At 70.9% G+C, this 20511-nt stretch carries 20 protein-coding genes; 12 read left to right on the plus strand and 8 right to left on the minus strand.

Translation table 11 applies throughout. The annotated features are described in order from the left end of the window. Positions 1–18: 18 nt before the first annotated feature. Positions 19–483, minus strand: coding sequence for a hypothetical protein (locus DVR07_RS15530; protein WP_115798175.1), 465 nt, complete (start codon positions 481–483; stop codon positions 19–21). Between the two features lie 210 nt (positions 484–693). Beyond that, positions 694–1173 carry a hypothetical protein gene (locus tag DVR07_RS15535; protein ID WP_115798176.1) on the minus strand — a complete coding sequence of 160 codons (480 nt, stop codon included), beginning with the start codon at positions 1171–1173 and terminating at the stop codon, positions 694–696. A 236-nt stretch (positions 1174–1409) separates the two neighbouring features. Between DVR07_RS15535 and DVR07_RS15540 the strand changes: the two genes are divergently transcribed. After that, positions 1410–2438: a CapA family protein gene (locus DVR07_RS15540; protein WP_240318891.1), complete on the plus strand. Its 1029-nt coding sequence runs from the start codon at positions 1410–1412 to the stop codon at positions 2436–2438. A 1-nt stretch (position 2439) separates the two neighbouring features. Here DVR07_RS15540 and DVR07_RS15545 read toward each other — a convergent pair whose 3' ends face one another. Next, complete coding sequence (locus DVR07_RS15545; protein WP_394338818.1) at positions 2440–2574, minus strand: hypothetical protein; 135 nt, start codon at positions 2572–2574, stop codon at positions 2440–2442. 172 nt (positions 2575–2746) lie between these two features. On the opposite strand from DVR07_RS15545, the gene DVR07_RS15550 reads away from it, so the two are divergent. The 4 genes from DVR07_RS15550 (at position 2747) to DVR07_RS15565 (ending at position 7062) form a co-directional block, all read left to right on the plus strand. After that, positions 2747–3121: a helix-turn-helix domain-containing protein gene (locus DVR07_RS15550; protein ID WP_115798178.1), complete on the plus strand. Its 375-nt coding sequence runs from the start codon at positions 2747–2749 to the stop codon at positions 3119–3121. Positions 3122–3270: 149 nt separating this feature from the next. Next, the gene (gene thrC, locus DVR07_RS15555) at positions 3271–4545 is read left to right on the plus strand and encodes a threonine synthase (RefSeq protein ID WP_115798179.1); all 1275 of its coding nucleotides are present in this window, start codon (positions 3271–3273) and stop codon (positions 4543–4545) included. Positions 4546–4673: 128 nt separating this feature from the next. Then, on the plus strand, positions 4674–5150 hold the full coding sequence (locus DVR07_RS15560) for a hypothetical protein (RefSeq protein ID WP_115798180.1): 477 nt from the start codon (positions 4674–4676) through the stop codon (positions 5148–5150). Between the two features lie 184 nt (positions 5151–5334). Then, positions 5335–7062 carry a histidine kinase N-terminal 7TM domain-containing protein gene (locus tag DVR07_RS15565; RefSeq protein WP_115798181.1) on the plus strand — a complete coding sequence of 576 codons (1728 nt, stop codon included), beginning with the start codon at positions 5335–5337 and terminating at the stop codon, positions 7060–7062. Between the two features lie 61 nt (positions 7063–7123). Here DVR07_RS15565 and DVR07_RS15570 read toward each other — a convergent pair whose 3' ends face one another. From DVR07_RS15570 to DVR07_RS15585, 4 genes are read right to left on the minus strand one after another with little or no spacing between them, the layout of a single operon-like run. Continuing rightward, positions 7124–8353: an MFS transporter gene (locus DVR07_RS15570; protein WP_115798182.1), complete on the minus strand. Its 1230-nt coding sequence runs from the start codon at positions 8351–8353 to the stop codon at positions 7124–7126. 60 nt (positions 8354–8413) lie between these two features. Next, on the minus strand, positions 8414–8644 hold the full coding sequence (locus DVR07_RS15575) for a hypothetical protein (RefSeq protein WP_115798183.1): 231 nt from the start codon (positions 8642–8644) through the stop codon (positions 8414–8416). A 16-nt stretch (positions 8645–8660) separates the two neighbouring features. Further along, positions 8661–9485 (minus strand): M48 family metallopeptidase, encoded by an 825-nt coding sequence (locus DVR07_RS15580; protein ID WP_115798184.1) that lies wholly within the window; start codon positions 9483–9485, stop codon positions 8661–8663. Between the two features lie 59 nt (positions 9486–9544). Next, entirely contained in the window at positions 9545–10408 is an 864-nt protein-coding gene (locus tag DVR07_RS15585) for a succinylglutamate desuccinylase/aspartoacylase domain-containing protein (RefSeq protein WP_115798185.1), read from the minus strand. A 155-nt stretch (positions 10409–10563) separates the two neighbouring features. On the opposite strand from DVR07_RS15585, the gene DVR07_RS15590 reads away from it, so the two are divergent. The 3 genes from DVR07_RS15590 (at position 10564) to glnA2 (ending at position 14089) form a co-directional block, all read left to right on the plus strand. Continuing rightward, positions 10564–11316, plus strand: coding sequence for an N-acyl homoserine lactonase family protein (locus tag DVR07_RS15590; RefSeq protein WP_115798186.1), 753 nt, complete (start codon positions 10564–10566; stop codon positions 11314–11316). Positions 11317–11395: 79 nt separating this feature from the next. After that, on the plus strand, positions 11396–12613 hold the full coding sequence (locus tag DVR07_RS15595; RefSeq protein WP_115798187.1) for an MFS transporter: 1218 nt from the start codon (positions 11396–11398) through the stop codon (positions 12611–12613). 120 nt (positions 12614–12733) lie between these two features. Further along, positions 12734–14089 (plus strand): gamma-glutamylputrescine synthetase, encoded by a 1356-nt coding sequence (gene glnA2, locus DVR07_RS15600; protein WP_115798188.1) that lies wholly within the window; start codon positions 12734–12736, stop codon positions 14087–14089. 48 nt (positions 14090–14137) lie between these two features. On the opposite strand, the gene serA is transcribed toward glnA2, so the two are convergent. Then, complete coding sequence (gene serA / locus DVR07_RS15605; protein WP_115798189.1) at positions 14138–15724, minus strand: phosphoglycerate dehydrogenase; 1587 nt, start codon at positions 15722–15724, stop codon at positions 14138–14140. Positions 15725–16004: 280 nt separating this feature from the next. Here serA and DVR07_RS15610 point away from each other — a divergent pair, with 280 nt between their 5' ends. From DVR07_RS15610 to DVR07_RS15625, 4 genes are all read left to right on the plus strand, one after another. Next, positions 16005–16700, plus strand: a complete 696-nt coding sequence (locus DVR07_RS15610) for a hypothetical protein (protein ID WP_115798190.1) — start codon at positions 16005–16007, stop codon at positions 16698–16700. Next, positions 16700–17878, plus strand: coding sequence for an inorganic phosphate transporter (locus tag DVR07_RS15615; protein WP_115798191.1), 1179 nt, complete (start codon positions 16700–16702; stop codon positions 17876–17878). Before DVR07_RS15610 ends, DVR07_RS15615 begins: the two co-directional genes overlap by 1 nt. 100 nt (positions 17879–17978) lie before the next feature. After that, positions 17979–19118: an inorganic phosphate transporter gene (locus DVR07_RS15620; protein WP_115798192.1), complete on the plus strand. Its 1140-nt coding sequence runs from the start codon at positions 17979–17981 to the stop codon at positions 19116–19118. A 137-nt stretch (positions 19119–19255) separates the two neighbouring features. Continuing rightward, complete coding sequence (locus DVR07_RS15625) at positions 19256–20461, plus strand: inorganic phosphate transporter (protein ID WP_115798193.1); 1206 nt, start codon at positions 19256–19258, stop codon at positions 20459–20461. The last annotated feature ends 50 nt before the right edge of the window (positions 20462–20511 follow it).

Here is a 20511-nt window from a genome sequence, read left to right on the forward strand (position 1 = left end):
TCGCGTCGTGCGCCCGGGTCACGCCCGCCGGACGACCGCGAAGGCCGCGCCGAGGACCACGCCGTAGAGGACGTGACCGGCGAGGCTGGCGAGGCTGGGGGTCGGAATCGGCAGGACCCAGACAGCGTTCGCGGCGGTCCAGAACGCGAGCGCGACGCCGACCGCGACCAGCCAGACCGCCGCCCCGTAGCCCGCGCCGAGCACCGCGCCCGTGGCGGGTCGGTCGGCGTATCCGGCCGCGGGCGGCCAGCTGGCGACGCCGGCGTAGACCAGCGCGAACACGACGCTGTGGAACAGGTGGACCGCCCAGTCGGTCGCCAGTCGCTCGACGCCGCCGGGACCGTCGACCGGCGGGAAGAGGCCGATCGCGAACTGGAGGTAGAGCCCGAAGGCGATTCCCGCTGCGAGGCCGGCGAGTGCGCCGCCGACCCACCGGTGGACGCCGCGTCGGTCGCGCCGAACCGCGGTCTCCGTTCCGGCCATAGGTCGTGATGTGGTACCGCGACCCAAAAATCGGCGCGTTCGTTCGGACGGTTCACGGCGCTGACGGGAAGTCACGACCGATTGCGGCCCGAAAGTTGTGATTTATCGACACCTCCGCGGCGGGACGCCGAGCGATTCCCGCGGCGGTCACGTGGGCGGGCCTCGGGGCGGTCGGCCGCCGGAAATCCGGATTACCGCCGGCCCCGCGGCTCAGCCCCGCCGGGCCAGGGCGAACACCGCGCCGAGCACGGCGCCGTAGAGGACGTGACCGACGAGCATGAGCGCGTCGAGGTTCGGCACCGCCGGCGCGTCGAGGCCGAGCGCCCCCAGCCACAGGGGCATCGCGACCGCCGCGGCGACGGTCCAGAGGACGACGCCGTAGCCGACGCCCAGCGCCGTGATCGGGACGAGTCCGGCGTCGCGGTAGTCCGTGCGACCCAGGGCGGCCGCGAAGACGAGCGCGAACACGACGCTGTGGAACAGGTGGGCGACCCAGCCGGCGGTCGCGCCCTCCGGCCCGTACAGCGACGCGATTGTCGGCATCGTCCCCATCGCCTGGAGCAGGACGCCGCAGACGAGACCGCCTGCGACCCCGCCGAGGACCGCGTTCGACCACGTCCGTTCGACGGTCACGCCACGTTCGATGGTCTCCTCGCCGGCGAGGGGTTCGGTGGGATTTCTCGAAGCCATGCGGCCCTGGAGGTCCGGAGAGGAGATACACGTATCCGATGGAAACGGACAGGACAGACCCCGAAAGCCGCGTTCGCCTCCCCGAACCGAGCGACCGGGGTGACGCGTCGGGACGGGACGCCGGAAGCTGCCGGGGGACGGACACAACAAGTCGGACAGATTTCGGCCGACTCGGCCGCGCCGAACCGGACGTTTTTGCCGGTGAGCCTCCAATCGAAACGGAGGGGTGGAAACGAGTGCCACGGCTCGGCTTCGCGGGCGACGTGATGCTCGGCCGGAAGGTCGACGAGCGCCAGCGCCGCGAGCGCCGGGCGCCGGCCGCGGTCTGGGGCGACCTGCTCGACCGTCTGCGGGCGCTCGACGGCCTGTTCGTCAACCTGGAGTGCTGCCTGTCGACCCGCGGCGAGCAGTGGACCCGGACCCGCCGACCGTTCCACTTCCGGGCCGATCCCGACTGGGCCGTGCCCGCGCTCGACGCGGCCGGCGTCGACTGGGCGAACCTCGCGAACAACCACCTGCTGGACTACGGCGAGACCGCATTGCTCGACACGCTCGACCACCTCGACGCGGCGGGCGTCGCCCGGTCGGGCGCCGGGCCGGACCGCGAGGCGGCCCGCGCCCCGGCGACGGTCGAGATAGACACGGCGCACGGCGATGGCGACATCGACAGCCTCCGCGTCGCGTTCGTCTCGGCGACCGACAACACGCCGGAGTTCGCCGCGGGACCGGAGACCGCGGGCGAGGACGGCCCCGGCACCGCCTACCTCGACCTCTCGAAGGAGGTCGAGGCCCGCGAAACGATGGCGGAGATGCTGGCCCGCGCCCGGGAGACCGACCCCGACCTGCTGGTGGCCTCGCTCCACTGGGGTCCGAACATGGTCGAGGAGCCGCCCGACCACTTCCGGGCGTTCGGCCGGTGGTTGGCCGAGCGCGGCGTCGACCTCGTCCACGGCCACAGCGCCCACGTCTTCCAGGGCATCGAGGTCCGCAACGGAACGCCGATCCTGTACGACTGCGGCGACTTCGTGGACGACTACGCCGTTGACGACGAGTTGCGGAACGACCGGAGCTTCCTGTTCGAGGTAGTCGTGGAAGACGCCGGAGTGACCGAACTGCGACTCCTGCCGACGGAAATCCGCGATTTCGCGGTCCACGAGGCGGGGGCGGCGGCCGCGGCCTGGAGCCGGTCGCGGATGCGAGAACTGTCGGCCGAGTTCGGGACCGCGTTCGAGGAGGACGACGGAGAACTGCTGCTCGAACTTTGACCTACAGCCTCCGGACGTACGGGAACGCGGCGCCGACCACGAGGCCGTAGACGAGGTGACCGACGAGGCCCTGGACGTTCACGTTCGGGAACGGCGGGCTGGCGGGCGAGCCGACCGCACCGAGCCAGAGGGGCATGACGAGCGCCGCCCCGCCACGCGAGGTGTTCGTCAGGCGTTTCGACCGCGGTGGTGGTTTCCGACGCCACGTGCCGCTGTACACCCACTCACGGCATATCGGCAGGGCGAACGTGCAGGTCGAGCGCACACCCGGGAATGGTTCTAAGTGCTGGCCAGTGGAATGGGACACCATGTCACACCCCGAGTCGTTCCGCGAGTTGATGCTCGTCGAGGATCCGGGGTTCGCCGACGTGATGCGGTGCGTCTTCGGCATCCAGGAGCACGAGACCGAGACGTACCTGACGCTGCTCGACGCCCCGGACAGCACCGTCGAGGAGCTGGCCGACGAACTCGACCGCGACCGGAGCAACGTCAGCCGCTCGCTGTCGACCCTGCGGGAGAAGGAACTGGTCGAGCGCCGCCGGACGCTGCTGGACGGCGGCGGCCACGTCTACTGCCACGTCGCCGAGCCGCTGCCCGCGGTCCGCGAGCGCCTCCACGAGGAACTCGACGCCTGGACCGAGTTCGTCCACGGCCGCATCGACGACTTCGGCGGCCCCGAGTGAACGCCGTGCGGTGGGCCGGCGGAGAGAATCGGCGGCGGCCCGCGACGGTATCGGTCCGGACCCGGCAGAGAGACCGCTCGCCGGGCGGCTCGAGACAAATCTGCCACCGACCAACCCCTTTTTCCCCCTCCATCGCCTTCCCCCACCAGATGACCGAACTGACGCTCTCCGCCGCCGCGACCGAGGCGGCGCCGGACGCGGCCGACGACGGCGTCTGGCTGGCCTGCATCGACTGCGACTGGACCGGCGCGCCCTTCGAGGAGGTCCGGTACCGGTGTCCCGACTGCGAGAGCCTGCTGGAGGTCCGGTACGCCGACCTCCCGACCCTCGAGGACTTCGCAGAGTCCGACGAGCGGGGCGTCTGGCGGTACGCCGACGCGCTCCCGTTCGACGCGGGCGTGAGCATCGAGGAGGGCGACACGCCCCTCTACGAGGTGCCGACCATCGAGGACGAGGTCGGGGTCGCGGACCTCCGGGTCAAGCACGAGGGGATGAACCCGACCGGGAGCTTCAAGGACCGCGGGATGACCGTGGGCGTCCGGGTCGCCGAGGAGCTGGGCGTCGGCCGGCTCGCCTGCGCGTCGACGGGCAACACGAGCGCGGCGCTGGCGTGCTACGGCGCCCGGGCCGGCACGCAGGTGCTCGTCCTCCTGCCCGCGGGCAAGGTCGCCGCCGGCAAGGTCGCGCAGGCCAGCCTCCACGGCGCGCGCATCCTGGAGGTCGACGGCAACTTCGACGCCTGCCTCGACGTCGTCTCGGACCTGGCCGACCGCGGAGAGGCGTACCTGCTGAACTCGCTCAATCCCTTCCGGCTCGAGGGCCAGAAGACCATCGGCCTCGAGATACTCGAACAGTTCCGCGACCAGACGGGCGACCTGCCCGACCGCATCGTCCTCCCCGTCGGCAACGCCGGCAACACCGCCGCGCTCTACAAGGCGTTCCGCGAACTGGTCGCGGCCGGGTCGCTCGCCCCCGAGGAGGTGCCGACCCTGACCGGCGTCCAGGCCGAGGGCGCGGCCCCGATGGTCGAGGCGATCGAGGAGGGCAGCGACGAGATCCGGCGCTGGGAGGACGTCGAGACCCGCGCGACCGCCATCCGCATCGGCAACCCGGTCAACGCGCCGAAGGCGCTGCCGGGCATCCGGGAGACCGGCGGCACCGCGGTCGCCGTCTCGGACGAGGAGATCACCGACGCCCAGTGCGCGCTCGCACGGGACGGCGTCGGCGTCGAGCCCGCCAGCGCGGCCTCGGTGGCGGGCCTCCGAAAGCTCCGCGAGTCGGGCGAGATCGGGAGCGACGAGCGGGTCGTCTGTCTGACGACCGGCCACCTGCTGAAGGACCCCGACGCCGCCGCGGCCGCGGGCGCCGACCCCGAGCCCGTGCCGGCCGACACCGACGGCGTGCTCGACCACCTCGCGAAGTGACGACGACCTAGACGACCCTCGGCGCGTCCCGGCAGCCATCTGCAGTCGAAACGGCGTCGTTCGCCCGTCTGACGCGTCATCTACTCGTCTGACGCGACTTTTTTGCCCTTGCCACCGTGTAACAATGCGTGAGTACCGAGACTCCCGAGCGCGCTCACGACGCCGAACCGACCCCAGACCGACAGTCGCTCGACAGCGAGGACAATTACCGGACTTCCGATGGCGAGGACGGCGCCGACCCCGACGACGAACTCGTGGTCGCGGTCTACCCCCGACGAGTCCACGAACAGGTACGGTCCGACCTCGACGACCGGCGCGAGCGCCCCTGCCGGGAGTACGAGGCCGAGTACGCCGACCTGCTGGCCGAGCGCGCCCGCCTGATCGACGAGGTGGCCGCGCTCGAACGGCAACTGGAGCGGGCGGAGTCCAGGCTGGACGCGGTGGTCGAGCGCTACGAGCGGATTCTGGCGGCCCGAGACGGGTCCGACCGCGACCGACCCGGCGGGGCGTGGCGGACCGGGCGAGCGGGCCGCGACGGCGGGGAGGACCCGGACGACCGCGAGCCGACCGGACTGCTCGCGCGTTTCGGGCGCAGTCTCCGATAGCGTCCGCCGGGACGACCGCGGCCCGCCGCACGGGCCCGACGCAGCTTTTCTAGGGGCAGGCAATTTTTGCTAAGAACCCGGTCCGACCGAGAACGGGACGCAGCGACACGGAATTCAGCCAGTGATAATTCCGTCCGGACGTTTATATATTTGGCTCGGAATAATCGGTTCAACTCGGAGAAAGATGCAGATCACGAACGACGTCGTCCTGTCGATGCTCGCCGCGCTCGTCACCGGCGGGGTCGCCGCGTTCGCCTGGCGGCGCCGCGGGCGGCCGGGCGGCCTCCCGGTCGCGGCGTTCAACGGGGCGGCGTGCGTCTGGACCGCCGGAAACGCGCTCCAGGCCGCGAGTACGACGCTGGCGGGGAAACTGCTGTGGGTCGACGTCCAGTATCTGGGTATCATCGTCGTCCCGATCGCGTGGTTCGCGCTCGCCTGCGAGTACACGGGCCGCGAGGAATGGGCGAACCCGCGGACGCTCGCGGCGCTGGCGGTTCCGCTCGTCGCGGCGGCGGTCCTCGCGTGGACGAACCCGTACCACCACCTGGTCCACGCGTCGAGCGAGGTCGTCACCGTCGGCGGGAACGCCTCGCTCCGCCGGACGTTCGGCCCGGCGTTCTGGGCGTCCTGGATCTACTCGAACCTGGTGTCGGGACTCGGGACGGTCGTGTTCTTCCACGGATTGGTCCGGTCGCGCCGGCTCTACCGCCGGCAGACGCTCGCCGTGGTCGCGGGGACCACCGTCCCGTGGACCGCCACATGGCTGTTCTTCACCGGTCGACTGACCGTCGAACCGGAGGCGTTCTTCGCGGTGTCCGGGGTGGCGTTCGCCTACGCCATCGCGGAGTACGACTTCCTCGGCGCGGCGCCTGTCGGTCGGACGACGGTGTTCGAGAAGATGGACGACCCCGTCGTCGTCCTCGACGACGAGGAGCGCATCGCCGACGCCAACCCCGCGGCCGGCGCCCTGTTCGGGTGGGAGCGCACCGACGCGATGGTCGGTCGACCCGTGGCCGAGGTCTGCGAGGAGTGCGCCGCTCTCGTCGACTGCCACGACGAGGACTCCGACGCGACGGTCGTCGTCGAGAATCCCGACGGCGAGCGCCGGCACTTCGACGTGCAGTCCTCGTCGCTGTCGAACGACTCGACCGCGGGGACCGCGCTACTGCTCCGGGACGTGACCCGGCGCAGACGCAACGAACGGCGGCTCGAACGCCAGAACGAGCAGCTCGAGGAGGTCGGCCACACCATCGCCCACGACCTCCGGAACCCGCTCAACGTCGCGCAGGGCAACGCCGAGCTCGCGCGCGAGGCCGACGACCCCGACGCGGTCGCCGAGCGCCTCGCCGCGGTCGAGTCGGCCCACGACCGCATGGAAGCGATCATCGACGAGGTCCTCGCGGTGGCGACGGGCGACGAGCCGGCGTCCCGGGACCGGCTCGACCTCCGGGCGGTCGCCGAGGGCGCCTGGCGGAACGTCGACACCGGCGGCGCCGAGCTGGCGTTCGACGGGGCCGACGTCGCGGTGGTGGCCGACGAGGGACGGCTCACCAGCGCCTTCGAGAACCTGTTCCGGAACGCCGTGGAGCACGGCTCCACGAGCCCTCGTTCGCAGGCTCACGAGAATCCGGTGGAGCACGGCGAATCCGGCGTGACCGTCACGGTCGGGTCGCTCGACGACGGCGCAGGGTTCTACGTGGCCGACGACGGGCCGGGCATCCCCGAGGACGACCGCGAGCGAGTGTTCGAGCGGGGGTTCACCACGTCGGCGGGCGGGACCGGCGTGGGGCTCGCGGTGGTCAGTGACGTCGCCGACCGCCACGGCTGGACGGTCAGCGCGACCGAGAACGAGGCCGGCGGAGCGCGGTTCGAGGTCCGGGGCGTCGAGACGCCGGCCGCGCCGCGGTCGTAGCGAGCCGACACCGGTCGGCGACGATTCGCGGCTCGCCGGCACCGGATCCGAGGGCCGTCAGCTATCTGCTCCGGGCGAGTCCCACGACGACCACGGCGCTCACCAGCAGACAGCCCAGCAGGCCGGCGAACGCCGCCTCGTAGGACAGCCGGCCCGCGACGAAGCCGACGTAGCTCGGCCCGAGGCTCCCGAGCCCGATGTAGACGCTCCGGGTCGCGCCGAGGTCCCCGCCCATGCTGCCGTCCGGGAACGTGTCCATCAGCAGCGCCTGCATCACCGGCGGGTACGCCATCAGGCCGGCCGCGAAGGCGATCACGGCGAGGCCGACCGCGAGGGTTCCCGAGGCCGACAGCAGCCCCGCGAGCGCGGCTGCCGCGACCGTCAGCGCGCCCGCGGCGACGCCCGCCCGGGGGAACCGGTCGCCCAGCGACCCCGCGAGGGGCTTGACGACCGCCCCGACCACGAACAGCGCCGCGAACCCGCCGCTGGCCAGGTCGGCCGGGAACCCCTTGGCCACCCGGAGGAACGTCGGCAGGAAGCCGGCGGCGCTCTGCCAGGTGAACGCGTACAGCGCGTAGGCCAGCAGGTACCACCGCAGCCGCCGGTTGCGCCAGAGCCGGGCCGCGGTCGTCCGGGCGTCGTCGACGCCGGCGGCGACCGCTTCCCGGTCGGTCCGGGGCCGGTCGTACGCCTCGCGGGCCCAGACGTGCAGCGCCAGCGCGGTGCCGGCGAGCACAGCGACGACCGGGACGTAGGCGGTGCGCCAAGTCCCGACCGCGAGCACCGCGACTGCGAGGCCGGCCGCGGCCGCGCCGCCGACGTCTCCCGAGGCGGTGTGGAGCCCGAACGCCTCCCCGCGGCGGTCGACGAACAGGTCCGACACCAGCGCCCGCGCCGGGGTCGGGTAGAGTCCCGCGCCGACCCCGATGACGGCCGCGCCGAGCAGGTAGAACGGGTAGGTGGGGGCGCTCGCGAGGGCGGCGAAGCCGACGACGACCAGCGAGAGGCCGGCGACCAGCAGGCTCTTGCGGGTCAGCCGGTCGGAGAGCCGGCCGCTGGGGTACTGGCCCATCGCGTACAGCCCCCAGAGCAGCGTGAACGCCAGCCCCGCCTGGAACTCGGTGATGCGGAGGTCGGTCATCACGTTCCCCAGCAGCGGCGAGAGCACGAGCCGGCCGGTCTGGATGGCGGTCCAGCCGAGCGAGACGGTGAGCAGGAGCCGGCCGGTGTAGCCGGTCAGCAGCCGCTCGCCGGCCTCCTCGTCCGTCTCGTCGGCGCGACCGTGTGACACTGTCGGAGCAAGGACGAGGGGCTATTTCAGTGCGGCTTTTCCGGCAGGGCAGACGGGGTGTCAGAGCGCCGTCGCCCCGAAGTAGAGCCCCGCCGCGACGAGCGCGACGCCGACGACCCGGACCACCAGCCGCCAGCGGTCGGTCGCGGGCGAGTCCTCGCCGTACTCGCCGCCGCGGCCGGTCGGTCGCCGTCCCGCGGCGTGCATCCGGACGACCGCCTCCGGATACGCGAGGACGAACAGGCCGAGGCCGACGCCGAGAACGGCGGCCAGCGCGGTGCGGAGGTCCATCGTTGGGGCGGTTCGGTCAGTTACGCAGTCGCTCGATGCGCTTCTCGACCGGCGGGTGGCTGGCGAACAGGCGGGCGAGGCCGGACTCCTCGCCGAAGATGCACAGGGCGTTGACCTCGGAGTCGATCTCCGACTCGCGGGCGCGCTCGCTCCCCCGACTGATCTTCTCGAGGGCGCTGGCCAGCGGTTCGCCGCCGCCGATCTCGTCGGCGGCGTCGCGGTCGGCGACGTACTCCCGGTACCGCGAGATGGCGAACACGAACACCATCACGAGCATCTGGGTTATCTGGCCCACGACCATGGCGAGGAAGAAGTCCGCGAGGTCGTTGTCGCCGGTGAGCAGGACCGCCCACTGGGCGACGATGGCGACGATGGAGGCGACGCCCTGCCCGAGCACCATCATCACCACGTCCCGGTTCCGGATGTGGGCGAGCTCGTGCGCGAGGACGCCCTCGACCTCGTCGGGGTCGAGCAACTGGAGGAGTTCCTCCGACACGACCACGGTGCCCGCGCCCTTCCGCCCGACCGCGAAGGCGTTGGGGACGCCCATCCGGGCGACCATCAGCCGCGGCTTGTCGATGCCCATGTCGTCGCTGAGTCGTTCGACGCGCCGGTGCACGTCGGGGAAGCGCTCCTCGGGCATCTCCTCCGCGCCGACGCTCCGGAGCGCGGCCCACTTGCCGATCTTGTACTGGACGCCGACGAAGGCGAGGCTCCCGAGCGCGACGAGCCACAGCGGGAAGCCGAACGCGCCCATCGCGACGACCGCCGCGACGGCGTAAAGCGCGAACAGCATCGACCCGACGACCGCCATTCGTGCCTTCAGGCCGAGGTGTCTCATGTACGAGCGGTATCAACGACGACAGTAAAAAGCGGCGGTCGCGCCGGACCGGCGCGGCGTCAGTCGCTCGTCGGCGTCCCGGACTGCTCGTCGCCCTTCGCGGTCGGTCCGTCGGCGTCACCGCTCGCGACGTCGCCGATCTCGCCGGCGTAGTCGGCCTCGTACCCCAGCAGCGACGAGTGGCCGGTGGCCGACATGAGCACCGGCCAGAACTCCCGGTCGGCCGCGAGTTCGCGGTCGCCGTCGGTCGTCGCGGCGTACGCCTCGCCCGGGGCGACCCGCTCGAAGTTCTCGGCGTACACCTCGTAGTCGGCGCCGGGGTCCTTCCGGACGACCTCCCGGACCCGGTAGCAGTCGGTCGGCGTCGGGTCGGGCGCGCCGGGCAGGACGTCCGTCAGTCGGAGGTAGGCCACCAGGCAGTCGTAGGCGTTCGCGGCCGCCTGCGCCGAGCCCTGGTAGCCCGCCTCGACGTTCACGAACTCGGGGAGGTTGACGCTCCGCCCCTCGACGACGCCGGTGAAGTCGGCGGCGTGGGCCACCGGCAGCGCCCGCATTATCTCGGCCTTCCGGGGCGTGAGGTCGGCGAGCGTCCCGAACGCCTCGTCGGTCGAGACCGTCGAGTGGAAGCCCAGCGTCGCGCAGCCGTCGATCTCGGCCAGGAGGTCGTGGGCCAGCCGCTCCTCGTGGACCTCGCTGTCGGGGTCGCCCGGGAACACCCGATTCACGTCGGCCTCGACGTAGCGCTCGCCCGCGTCCAGCGCCCGCTCGTTGGCGACGATCAGCTTCACCGGTCGCTCGACCGCGTCGGCGAGATCCGATTCGAGGAACCGCTCGATGGCGCGGACGCCGCACGGTTCGTCGCCGTGGATGGCGCCCGCGACCGCTACCTCCGGCGTGCCGTCGCCCAGCGTTTCGACCCGCATTGTCGGTCGGTATCGGTTCGACCGGAAAAATCGTTCCGGCCCCGGTGACCCTTGCGGTCGCGTGCCGGCGCGTGCGACCGCGGAGTGACCCTCGCGACGACGAGCGACGGTGGCGACGCCGGAGGTTTATCCGTCCGCGCCTCCCACGGCGAGCCATGACACCCACCGTGACCCCGCTGTGCTGCGGCTCGCTGACGATGGACAAGAGCGTCCTCGTCGCCGGGGAGACCGGCGTCGAGATCGTCGCGCCCTCGCTCTCGTTCCTCGTCGAGGCCGAGCGGACGGTGCTGGTCGACACCAGCTTCGGCGACGTCGACCGGATGAACGACCTGCATCCGGGGTTCGACTGCCGGCGCGACGACGGCCAGACCGTCGAGGCGGCGCTCGCCGGCGAGGGGTACGAGCCGGGCGACGTGGACGCGGTCGTGCTCACGCACCTCGACTGGGACCACTGCTACAACCTCGACACCTTCGTCGATGGGGGCGCGACCGTCTACGTCCAGCGCCGGGAGTTGGCGTACGCCATCGCGCCCTACCCGATGCACGCGACCCGGTACGAGGCCAAGTCGCTCGGCCGCGAACCCCCGTGGCTCTCTGTCGACCTGACGCCCGTGGAGGGCGAGACCGAAATCTGCTCGGGCGTCACGGTGTTCCCGACGCCGGGCCACACGGTCGGCCACCAGTCGGTCGCGGTCGACACGGACGAGGGGACGACCGTGATCGCGATGGACGCGATCCCGACGTTCGAGAACCTCGACGGCGGGGACGACGCTCCCTTCCGCCGCGGGGGCGCCGTGAACGACTTCGACTGGTGGGCCAGCGCGAAGGAGGTCGCCGAGCGCGCCGACGAGATTCTGCCCGGCCACGAGTGGGCGCTGGTCGACGCGGGCCCCGAGGCGACCGGGTGACCGTCTGAACCGACCGGACCGCCGACGCGACCCGGCGGGCGGACAGGCTTTTGGTCGTCTCCTCGCAACTATCGCCCCGATGGAGACGCCGGAGTACGGCACGCGCCGCGCGTACGGCCTCGTGATCGTCGCGGCGCTCGGGTACGGGTGCCTGATGTTCGTCTGGTTCTCGCTGCCGGCCTACCTCTCGACCGTTATCGCGGACATCGGACTGACCGGCACGCAGGCCGGGGTGCTGGTCGGCGCGGTCCCGCTGACGTACGTCCCGCTCGCGCTGGTCTCGGGAGTCGTCGTCGACCGCGTGGGGCCCGGCCGGAGCCTCGCGGCCGGCGTCCTGGTGTTCGGCGTCGCCCAAGTCGGCCGGAGCGCAGCACCGGGGTTCCCGTCGCTGCTCGCGGCCACGCTCCTGGTCGGGGTCGGCGCGACCGCCGTCACGTTCGGGCTCCCGAAGCTCGTCTCGGTGCTGTTCCCGCCCGAGCGCACGGGAACGCCCTCGTCGATCTACCTCATCGGCTCGTCGGCGGGGTCGGCCGCCGTGTTCGGCGTGGGTCGGCCGGTGCTCGGGCCGCTGCTGGGCGGGTGGCGCCCGCTGTTCTTCTGGAGCGGCGTCGTCGCGGTCGGCTACGCCGCCGTCTGGTACGCCGTCGCGCGGCGGGCCGGCATCGACGATAGCACCGCCGAGGGCGACGCGTCGTTCTCGATCGACTCGATCCGCCGCGACCTCCGGCTGGTTCTGGCCCACCGGGAGCTCCAGCTCGTCGTGGTCGTCGGGACGATGTACCTGCTCGTCAACCACGGCGTCCAGGGCTGGCTCCCGACCGTGCTGGAGGCCCGCGGGCTCCCGGCCGACCTCGCCGGCCGGACCGCGAGCGGCTTCGTCGCGTCGTTCGCGCTCGGCGTCGCGACCGTCCCCGCGGTCGCGGACCGGTACGCCGTCCGGCGGGCCGCCCTGGTCGCGTGCGGGCTCGTCGTGTTCGCCGGCGGCCTCGGGCTGACGGTCGGCGGCGTCGGTCCCCTCGCCTTCGTGGGCGTCGTCGCCACCGGGGTCGGCGTCGGCGGGCTCTCGCCGCTGGTTCGGGCGATTCCCCCGGAGCTCGACGGGGTCGGCTCGGAGCTCACGGGGACCGCGATGGGGTTCGTCTTCGCGGTCGGCGAGATCGGCGGCTTCCTGGGCCCCGTAATCGTCGGGACGTCCCGCGGGACCACTGGCTCGTTCGCCCCCGGACTGGGGTTGCTCGCCGCCGCCGGACTGGTCGTCGTCCTCGCAGGGGGCGCCCTGCGGCGGCTGCGTCGGTGACCGCGATGCGGAACGGAGACCGCGTCAATCGGCGGTGACCCACTACGAGGTCACAGGTATCGGACGATGTTGCCACCATGACGTGTCGATAAGGGCGTTCTGTTCGTTTGGCCAGACGACATGACGACGACTGACGAGGTGCTCCGAGCGGCAGACGCCGAGGACGTGGAGCTCGTCCGCATCGCGTTCGTCAACAACAGCGGGGTGCCCCGCGGCCGGGTCGTCGACCGGGACGGCCTCGACGGCGCCTTCGAGAGCGGCGTGAACGTCACCCGGGCGATGCAGTCGTTCAACGCGCTCGACCGGCTGGCGGCCGACGGTTCGTACGGGCCGGTCGGCGAGGTGCGGGTGGTGCCCGACCCCGAGACGTTCACCCCGCTGCCGTACGACGAGGGCGCGGCGTTCGCGCTGGCGGACCTCCGGACCCTCGACGGCGAGCCGTGGGCGGCCGGGCCGCGCGCGCAGTTGAAGCGGTACCTCGACGAGGTGGCCGACCGGGGGTTCTCGCCCGCGGCGGCGTTCGAGAGCGAGTTCTACTACCTCCGGGAGACCGAGGACGGCGACCTCGAACCGTTCGACGAGACGACCTGCTTCTCGACCGCCGGAATGCGCAGCGCCCACGACGTGATCTCGGACACGGTGGACGCGCTCAAGGCCCAGGGGATGGGCCTGGCGGCGTACTACCCCGAGTACGGCCCCGGCCAGCAGGAGCTCGTGGTCGACCACGACACCGGCGTCGCGGCCGCGGACAACTACGTCCTGTTCAAGGAGACGGTCGACGCGGTGGCCGACGACCACGGGCTGGCGACCAGCTTCCGCCCGAAGCCCTTCCCGCAGCTGCCCGGGTCGGGCTGTCACGTCCACCTCTCGCTGTGGCGCGACGGCGAGAACGCGTTCCACGACCCGGACGCCGACGGCCACTACCCGCTGAGCGAGACCGGCCGCCACTTCGTCGGCGGCGTGCTCGACCACGCCCCGGCGCTGGTGGCGCTGACCGCGCCCACGGTCGAGTCCTACGACCGGCTCGCGCCCGGCATGTGGTCGTCGGCGTTCGCCTGCTGGGGCCGCGACAACCGCGAGGCCGCGGTCCGGGTCCCCTCGGTCGACTCGCGGAAGCCGGCCGCGACAACCCGCATCGAGTTCAAGCCCGCCGACAACACCGTGAATCCCTACCTGGTCCAGCTCGGCCTGCTCGCTGCCGGGCTCGACGGTGTGGACCGCGAGCTCGACCCCGGCGAGCCGCTCGACCGCGACCCCTCGGACCTCAGTGACGAGGAGCGCGAGTCGCAGGGAATCGAGCGACTCCCCGCCACCCTGAAGGAGGCGGTCGAGGCGCTCGCCGACGACGACGTGCTCCGCGAGGCGATGGGCGACCCCCTGTTCGAGTCGTACGTCGAGGTCAAGCGCAGCGAGTGGGAGCAGTCGACGGACGACGAGGGCGAGTGGGAGTCGGAGTACCTCGCGAGAGGGTTCTGAGAAAAGAGAGCGACTGCGAAAATCAGTCTTCGGAACCGTTCTACCGCCTCACTCCGCACCGTTGAGCTCGATGTACTGCGCGCCGATGATGCGGTCGTCGGCCTCCAGCGCCTCCTTGGCCTCGTCCGGGGGCGACTCGTCGAGCGTGTAGACGGTCAGCGCCTCGCCGCCGATGGCCTCGCGGGCGTTGAACATCCCCGCGATGTTGACCTCGTGCTCGCCCAGCACGGTGCCGATGAACCCGATGACGCCCGGTTCGTCCTTGTTGCGGGCCACCAGCATGTGGCCGTGTGGGATGGCGTCGACCCGGTAGTCGTCGACGCGGACGATGCGGGGGTCGTCGCCCGCGAACAGGGTGCCCTCGACGCTGACCGACTCGTCGCCGCCCGAGACGGTCACCCGGACGAGGCTCTGGAAGTCCTCGGTCTGGCGGGTCTTGGACTCGGTGACCTCGACGCCGCGGTCCTCGGCGATCTGCGGGGCGTTGACCGCGTTGACCTGCCACTCCAGGGGCTGGAACACGCCCTTCTGGGCGCTGGCGGTCACGAGCTCGACGTCCTCCTCGGCGATGTCGCCCTCGTAGTGGACCTCGATGGAGTCGATGCGCTGGTCGAGCAGCTGGGTCGCGATCTTGCCCGCGGTCTCCGCGAGGCCGATGTACGGTTCGACCCGGGGGAACGCGCTCTCGTCGATGGACGGGGCGTTCAGCGCGTTGACGACCGGCTCCTCGTTGAACGCCGCCACGACCTGGTCGGCGGTACTGGTCGCGACGTTCTCCTGGGCGGCCTCGGTGCTGGCACCGAGGTGGGGCGTGACCACCACGTCCTCGACGTCGAGCAGCGGGTTGTCGGGCGAGACGGGCTCGTCGGCGAACACGTCGACCGCCGCGCCGGCGAGCACGCCGTCGGCGACCGCCTCGGCGAGCGCGGGCTCGTCGACGACGCCGCCCCGGGCGCAGTTGACGAGGTAGCCGCCCTCCATCTGGGCCAGCTCCTCCTCGGAGATGAGCCCCTCGGTCTCGGGGGTCAGCGGCGTGTGGACCGTCAGGAAGTTCGCGCGGTCGAGACACTCGTCGAGGTCGACGAGCTCGGCGCCGAGCTGGGCGGCGCGGTCCTCGCTGATGTAGGGGTCGTACGCGACCAGGTCCATCCCCAGCGAGTCGAGCTTCTTGGCGACCTCCTGGCCGACCCGGCCGAGGCCGACCACGCCGAGGGTCTTGCCGTTGACCTCGGTGCCGAGGTAGTCGCCCTTCGCCCACTCGCCGTCCTTGAGCCGGATGTGGGCCTGTGGAATCGAGCGCGCCGCGGCGAACGCCATCGCGACGGTGTGCTCGGCGGCGGCCCGGACGTTGCCCTCCGGGGCGTTGGCGACGATGACGCCGTGCTCGGTCGCGGCGTCGATGTCGATGTTGTCGACGCCGATGCCGGCCCGCCCGACGATGACCAGGTCCGGGGCGGCCTCGAACACCGCCTCGTTCACGTCGGTTCCGGAGCGAACGACGAGCGCGTTGGCGTCCGAGACCGCAGACAGCAGCGCGTCCCCCTCCACGTCGTAGGCAGTTTCGACTTCGTGACCCGCCTCACGGAGTCGGGCTAAACCTGCGTCGGCGATGGGGTCCGTTACGAGGACCTTCATAGGTACGGGAACTCGTGCCGCCGGGATAACCCTTTCTTCGTCTGTGTCTTTTGCCAGCACTCGCAATCGCTGTTGGAGCGGCGAGCGCGGGTACTGTTCCACGGTCAACGACGACGAGGGCCAACGACACTGCGGCGGAAAATGACGGCGGACATCGACCCGAGTCGTGCCGTCTTTGCCAAAGTACTTCAGCGGTGGGTCGTTCTAGAAAGATACACGTGTATTTTTTAGCACCGGATGGACAGCGGAGCGACCTCGTCCCCGAACGGTCTGGAGTGCGATGAATCCGAACCGCGTTGACTCGGTAGTCGACCTCGCGTACGGTCTGTTGATCGCGATCTCGGTCGGCCTGATCGTCGTTACCGACTACGCCATCGGGTTGGCGTTCGGTTTCGGCATCCTGCTCTCGTATCTCATCCACGTCGTCTGGAAGATGGCCCGGTTCGACCCGGACTGGATGACCTCGGTGGTCAAGGAGACGGTCGAGGAGACAGTCAACGAGACGGTCGAGGAGACAGTCAACGAGACCGTCGGTGACACCGTCGAAGAGACGGTCGGCGAAACCGTCGAGGAGACGGTGACCGACACCGTCGAGAAAACGGTGGGCGAGACGGTCGAGGAGACCGTCGGTGACACCGTCGAGGAGAAGGTCAGCGATAGCGTCGAGAAAACCGTCGGCGAAACTGTCGAGGAGAAAGTCGGCGAAACCGTCGAGAAAACGGTGGGTGAGACGGTCGAAGAGAACGTCAGCGAAGCGGTCGAGGAGAAGGTCGGCGAAACCGTCGAAGAGACCGTCGGTGACACCGTCGAGGAGACGGTCGGCGAAGTGGTCGAGGAGAAGGTCGGTGAGACCGTCGAGGAGACAGTCAACGAGACCGTCGAGGAGACGCTGGAGGAGCAGTTGGAGTCGGTAGACGAAGAGGACAGTGAAGACGAGGAGGACCGGAAAGACGCCACGGCGGGCGGGAACGACTGATGGTCGGCGTCTTGCTCGTCGTCGGCGTCCTCGTGGCGATGTTCGTCGCGTACAACATCGGCGGTTCGACGACGGGGCCGGCGTTCGGCCCAGCCGTGGGCGCCGACGCGATCTCGAAAACGGTCGCGGCGGCGCTGATGGGTCTGTTCTTCTTCGTCGGTGCCTGGACCATCGGTCGGAACGTCGTGACGAAGCTCGGCACGGAACTGGTCGTCGACACCGACGTGTTCACGCTCGAATCGTCCATCGTGGTGCTCTTCTTCATCGGGGTCGCGCTTTTCGTGGGCAACGTCTTCGGCGTGCCCGCCTCCACCTCGATGACGGCCGTCGGCGCCATCGCGGGGCTGGGACTCGCCGGTGACGCTCTCGATCTCGCCGTCATGGGCGAGATAGTCACCTGGTGGGTCGTCTCGCCGATCATCGGTTTCTGGGTGTCGTTGATCGTCGGTCGGTACTTCTACGCGCGACTCAACCGCATAGTCAAGATAGAGCGCAGCGAGGGCCCGCTGTTCGACGTCGACCGCTCGGGCGCGGTACCGATACCCCGCCTCCACCGGACGACCAACCGCCGGGAGCTGGCCGGAACGGTCACCGTCGTCTCCATAGGGTGTCTGATGGCGTTCAGCTCCGGGACCTCGAACATCGCCAACGCGGTGGCGCCGCTGGTCGGGAGCGGCGAGTTGGCGATGAACCCGGCGATACTCGTCGGATGCGTCGCCGTCGCGGTCGGCGCGTTCACGATCGCCCGCCGGACGCTGGAGACGATGGGCAGCGACATCACGGAGCTCCCGCTGACCGCGGCTATCGTCGTCGCTACCGTCAGTTCCACGCTCGTCATCTTCCTCTCGGTACTCGGCATCCCCGCGAGTTTCGTCATCATCGCAACGACGTCGATCATCGGACTGGGGTGGGGCCGGGCGACCCGGCCGATGACCATCCCCGAAACCGTCTCCCCCGAGGAGACGCCGCCGGTGTCGGTCGACGCGCTCGCCTCCGACGAGGAGGGCGAGGAGTTGCCGCCCATCGGCGAGGAGAGCTCCGAGGACGTCCCCAGTGCGGGGGCGCTGTTCGACCCCGCGACGACCGCCCGAGTCGTCCTGATGCAGAACGTCGTGCCCGCGATAGCGACGCTCGGGGCGTATCTCACCTTCCGGTTCGTCCCGATATTCGGATTCTGAATCGCGTTCGTTTCCGGGCGTCCCCGACGTCGGTCGGGAACCCGTCGGGTCGTGCCACCGACCACCACGATTTAAGCGGTTCTCCGCCGTCGTATCGACCGTGAGCAGTGTCCTCCTCCTCGTCGGCGTCGGCGTCGCCATCTTCGTCGGCTTCAATATCGGCGGCTCGAACACGGGGGTCGCGTTCGGGCCGGCGGTCGGGAGCGGAGCGGTCTCGAAGGCGGGCGCGGCCGGCCTGATGAGCGTCTCGTTCCTGGTCGGCGGCTGGACGCTGGGCCGCCGGGTCGTGGACACGCTCGGGAAGGACCTCGTCGCGGGCGACCCCTTCACGATGGAGGTGAGCATCGCCGTCCTGCTGTTCATCGGCCTGGCGCTGTTCGCCGGCAACGTCTTCGGCGTCCCGGCCTCGACCTCGATGACCGCGGTCGGCGCCATCGTGGGGCTGGGGCTGGCCACCGGTCGCCTCAGGGTCGATACGGTCCTCGAGATCGTCGGTTGGTGGCTGCTCGCGCCGGTTATCGGCTTCTGGGTCAGCGCCGTGGTCGGCCGGTACCGGTACGACCGGCTCGCCGAGGCCATCGCCATCGACCGGACCGAGGGCCCCCTCGTGACGCTCGGCGGAGACGGCGCCGTGCCGCGCCCGGAACTGGGTCCGAACACGACGCGCCGGGAGTTCATCGGCACGATTCTCGTCGTGGTCATCGGCTGTTACATGGCGTTCTCGGCGGGGACGAGCAACGTGGCGAACGCGGTCGCGCCGCTGGTCGGCAACGGCGCCGTCTCGATGACGGAGGGCGTGCTGCTGGCGTCCGGGGCCACCGCGCTGGGCGCGTTCACCATCGCCCGGCGGACCCTCGACACCGTCGGCAACGACCTCACGGAGCTCCCGCTGGTCGCGGCCATCGTGGTCGCGGTCGTGAGCTCGTCCATCGTGACGGTGCTGTCCGCGCTGAGCGTTCCCGCGAGCTTCGTCGTCATCGCCACCATGAGCGTGGTCGGCCTCGGCTGGGGTCGCGCCACGGTGGCCGACGCGGTCCCCGAAACGCCGGCGGGGCCGGCGTCGGGCGGCGGTCCGTTCGAGGACGGCGACCGCCCGACCGCCGCCGCGGACGGGGCGCCCCCGTCGGCGGCCGAACTCTACCAGCCGGCGACCACCGCGCGGGTCGTCCTGCTCCAGAATCTCGTGCCCGCGGTGGCGACGGTCGCGGCGTACCTGGTGTTCCGATACGCGCCGCTGTGACGCCGCCGAAATCGGGGCGGCCGACTGCCGTCTCGGAGTCTCGTTGACCGACTGCGACCCCGGCTCGACCCCGAGAGCGGCCACAGCCGGGTCGCTGAACCGTTATGATTTAACGGCCGTCGTGCGTTCGTACGGGTGTGATCAGCGTACTCCTCCTCGTCGGTCTCGCCGTCGCCGTCTTCGTCGGCTTCAACATCGGTGGTTCCTCGACAGGGGTCGCGTTCGGTCCCGCGGTCGGCAGCGGCGTGATCTCGAAGCTGGGTGCGGCGGCGCTGATGGCGAGCTTCGCGCTGCTGGGCGGCTGGACGGTCGGCCGGAACGTCGTCGAGACGATGGGCGGCGAGATCGTCCCCTCGGCGCTGTTCACCCTCCCCGCGAGCGTCGGGGTGCTGTTCTTCGTCGGACTGGCGCTGCTGGTCTCGAACCTGTTCGGGGTGCCGGCGTCGACTTCGATGACCGCCGTGGGCGCCATCGCGGGCCTCGGCGTCGCGGCCGGGAACATCGATTGGGGCGTGATGGGCCAGATCGTCTCGTGGTGGCTGGTCGCGCCCATCGTCGCGTTCTGGGTCTGCGCGGTCATCGGGCGGTACCTCTACCCCTACCTCGACGTCTGGTTCCGCATCGACCAGTCGGAGGGGCCGCTGTTCGAGTACGGCCGCGTGGCGTCGGTCCCCGTCCCGGTCCCGGCGGCGAACACGAACCGCCGCGAACTGATAAGCAGCGTCCTCGTCGTCGTCATCGGCTGTTACATGGCGTTCTCGGCGGGCGCGAGCAACGTCGCCAACGCGGTGGCGCCGCTGGTCGGCAGCGGGGCCATCGAGATCAATCAGGGCATCCTGCTCGCCGCGGGCGCCATCGCGGTCGGCGCGTTCACCATCGCCCGGCGGACCCTCGACACCGTCGGCAACGACCTCACCGACCTCCCGCTTCTGGCCGCGCTCATCGTGGAGGTGGTGTCGGCGTCGCTCATCACGTTCCTGTCGTACCTCGGCATCCCGGCCAGCCTCGCGGTCAGCGCGACGATGTGCATCATCGGGCTGGGGTGGGGCCGGGCGACCCGCGCGGTCAGGGTCCGCGACGCCGCGGCCGCCGCGGTCCGCGGCGAGGGCGAGGAGTCCGACCGGGCCGCCGAGGGCGAGTCGAAGATGTCGGTCGACGCGCTCACCGCCGAACCCGACGACGAGGTCCGGAAGATCGGCGAGGAGAACCCCGCCGAACTCCAGACCAAGGACCTGTTCGACCCGGCCTCGACCGGGCGGGTCATCATGCTCTGGATCCTGACCCCGAGCATCTCGGCGGTGGCGTCGTTCCTGCTGTTCGAGTTCTTCCCGCTGTACCGGTGACCGGGCCGTCAGGTTCTTCCCGATTTATCAGTAGCGTCGGAGCGTCTCGG

The sequence above is a fragment of the Halorussus rarus genome (assembly GCF_003369835.1).
GTDB classification, from domain to species: Archaea; Halobacteriota; Halobacteria; order Halobacteriales; family Haladaptataceae; genus Halorussus; species Halorussus rarus.

Bases quoted from the DNA above. Each gene is read 5' to 3' on its own strand.
- DVR07_RS15530 (WP_115798175.1), bottom strand. From the start codon at position 483: ATGGCCGGAACGGAGACCGCGGTTCGGCGCGACCGACGCGGCGTCCAC.
- DVR07_RS15535 (WP_115798176.1), bottom strand. From the start codon at position 1,173: ATGGCTTCGAGAAATCCCACCGAACCCCTCGCCGGCGAGGAGACCATC.
- DVR07_RS15545 (WP_394338818.1), bottom strand. From the start codon at position 2,574: ATGCCCCTCTGGCTCGGTGCGGTCGGCTCGCCCGCCAGCCCGCCGTTC.
- DVR07_RS15550 (WP_115798178.1), top strand. From the start codon at position 2,747: ATGTCACACCCCGAGTCGTTCCGCGAGTTGATGCTCGTCGAGGATCCG.
- thrC (WP_115798179.1), top strand. From the start codon at position 3,271: ATGACCGAACTGACGCTCTCCGCCGCCGCGACCGAGGCGGCGCCGGAC.
- DVR07_RS15565 (WP_115798181.1), top strand. From the start codon at position 5,335: ATGCAGATCACGAACGACGTCGTCCTGTCGATGCTCGCCGCGCTCGTC.
- DVR07_RS15575 (WP_115798183.1), bottom strand. From the start codon at position 8,644: ATGGACCTCCGCACCGCGCTGGCCGCCGTTCTCGGCGTCGGCCTCGGC.
- DVR07_RS15580 (WP_115798184.1), bottom strand. From the start codon at position 9,485: ATGAGACACCTCGGCCTGAAGGCACGAATGGCGGTCGTCGGGTCGATG.
- DVR07_RS15585 (WP_115798185.1), bottom strand. From the start codon at position 10,408: ATGCGGGTCGAAACGCTGGGCGACGGCACGCCGGAGGTAGCGGTCGCG.
- DVR07_RS15590 (WP_115798186.1), top strand. From the start codon at position 10,564: ATGACACCCACCGTGACCCCGCTGTGCTGCGGCTCGCTGACGATGGAC.
- DVR07_RS15595 (WP_115798187.1), top strand. From the start codon at position 11,396: ATGGAGACGCCGGAGTACGGCACGCGCCGCGCGTACGGCCTCGTGATC.
- glnA2 (WP_115798188.1), top strand. From the start codon at position 12,734: ATGACGACGACTGACGAGGTGCTCCGAGCGGCAGACGCCGAGGACGTG.
- serA (WP_115798189.1), bottom strand. From the start codon at position 15,724: ATGAAGGTCCTCGTAACGGACCCCATCGCCGACGCAGGTTTAGCCCGA.
- DVR07_RS15610 (WP_115798190.1), top strand. From the start codon at position 16,005: ATGAATCCGAACCGCGTTGACTCGGTAGTCGACCTCGCGTACGGTCTG.
- DVR07_RS15615 (WP_115798191.1), top strand. From the start codon at position 16,700: ATGGTCGGCGTCTTGCTCGTCGTCGGCGTCCTCGTGGCGATGTTCGTC.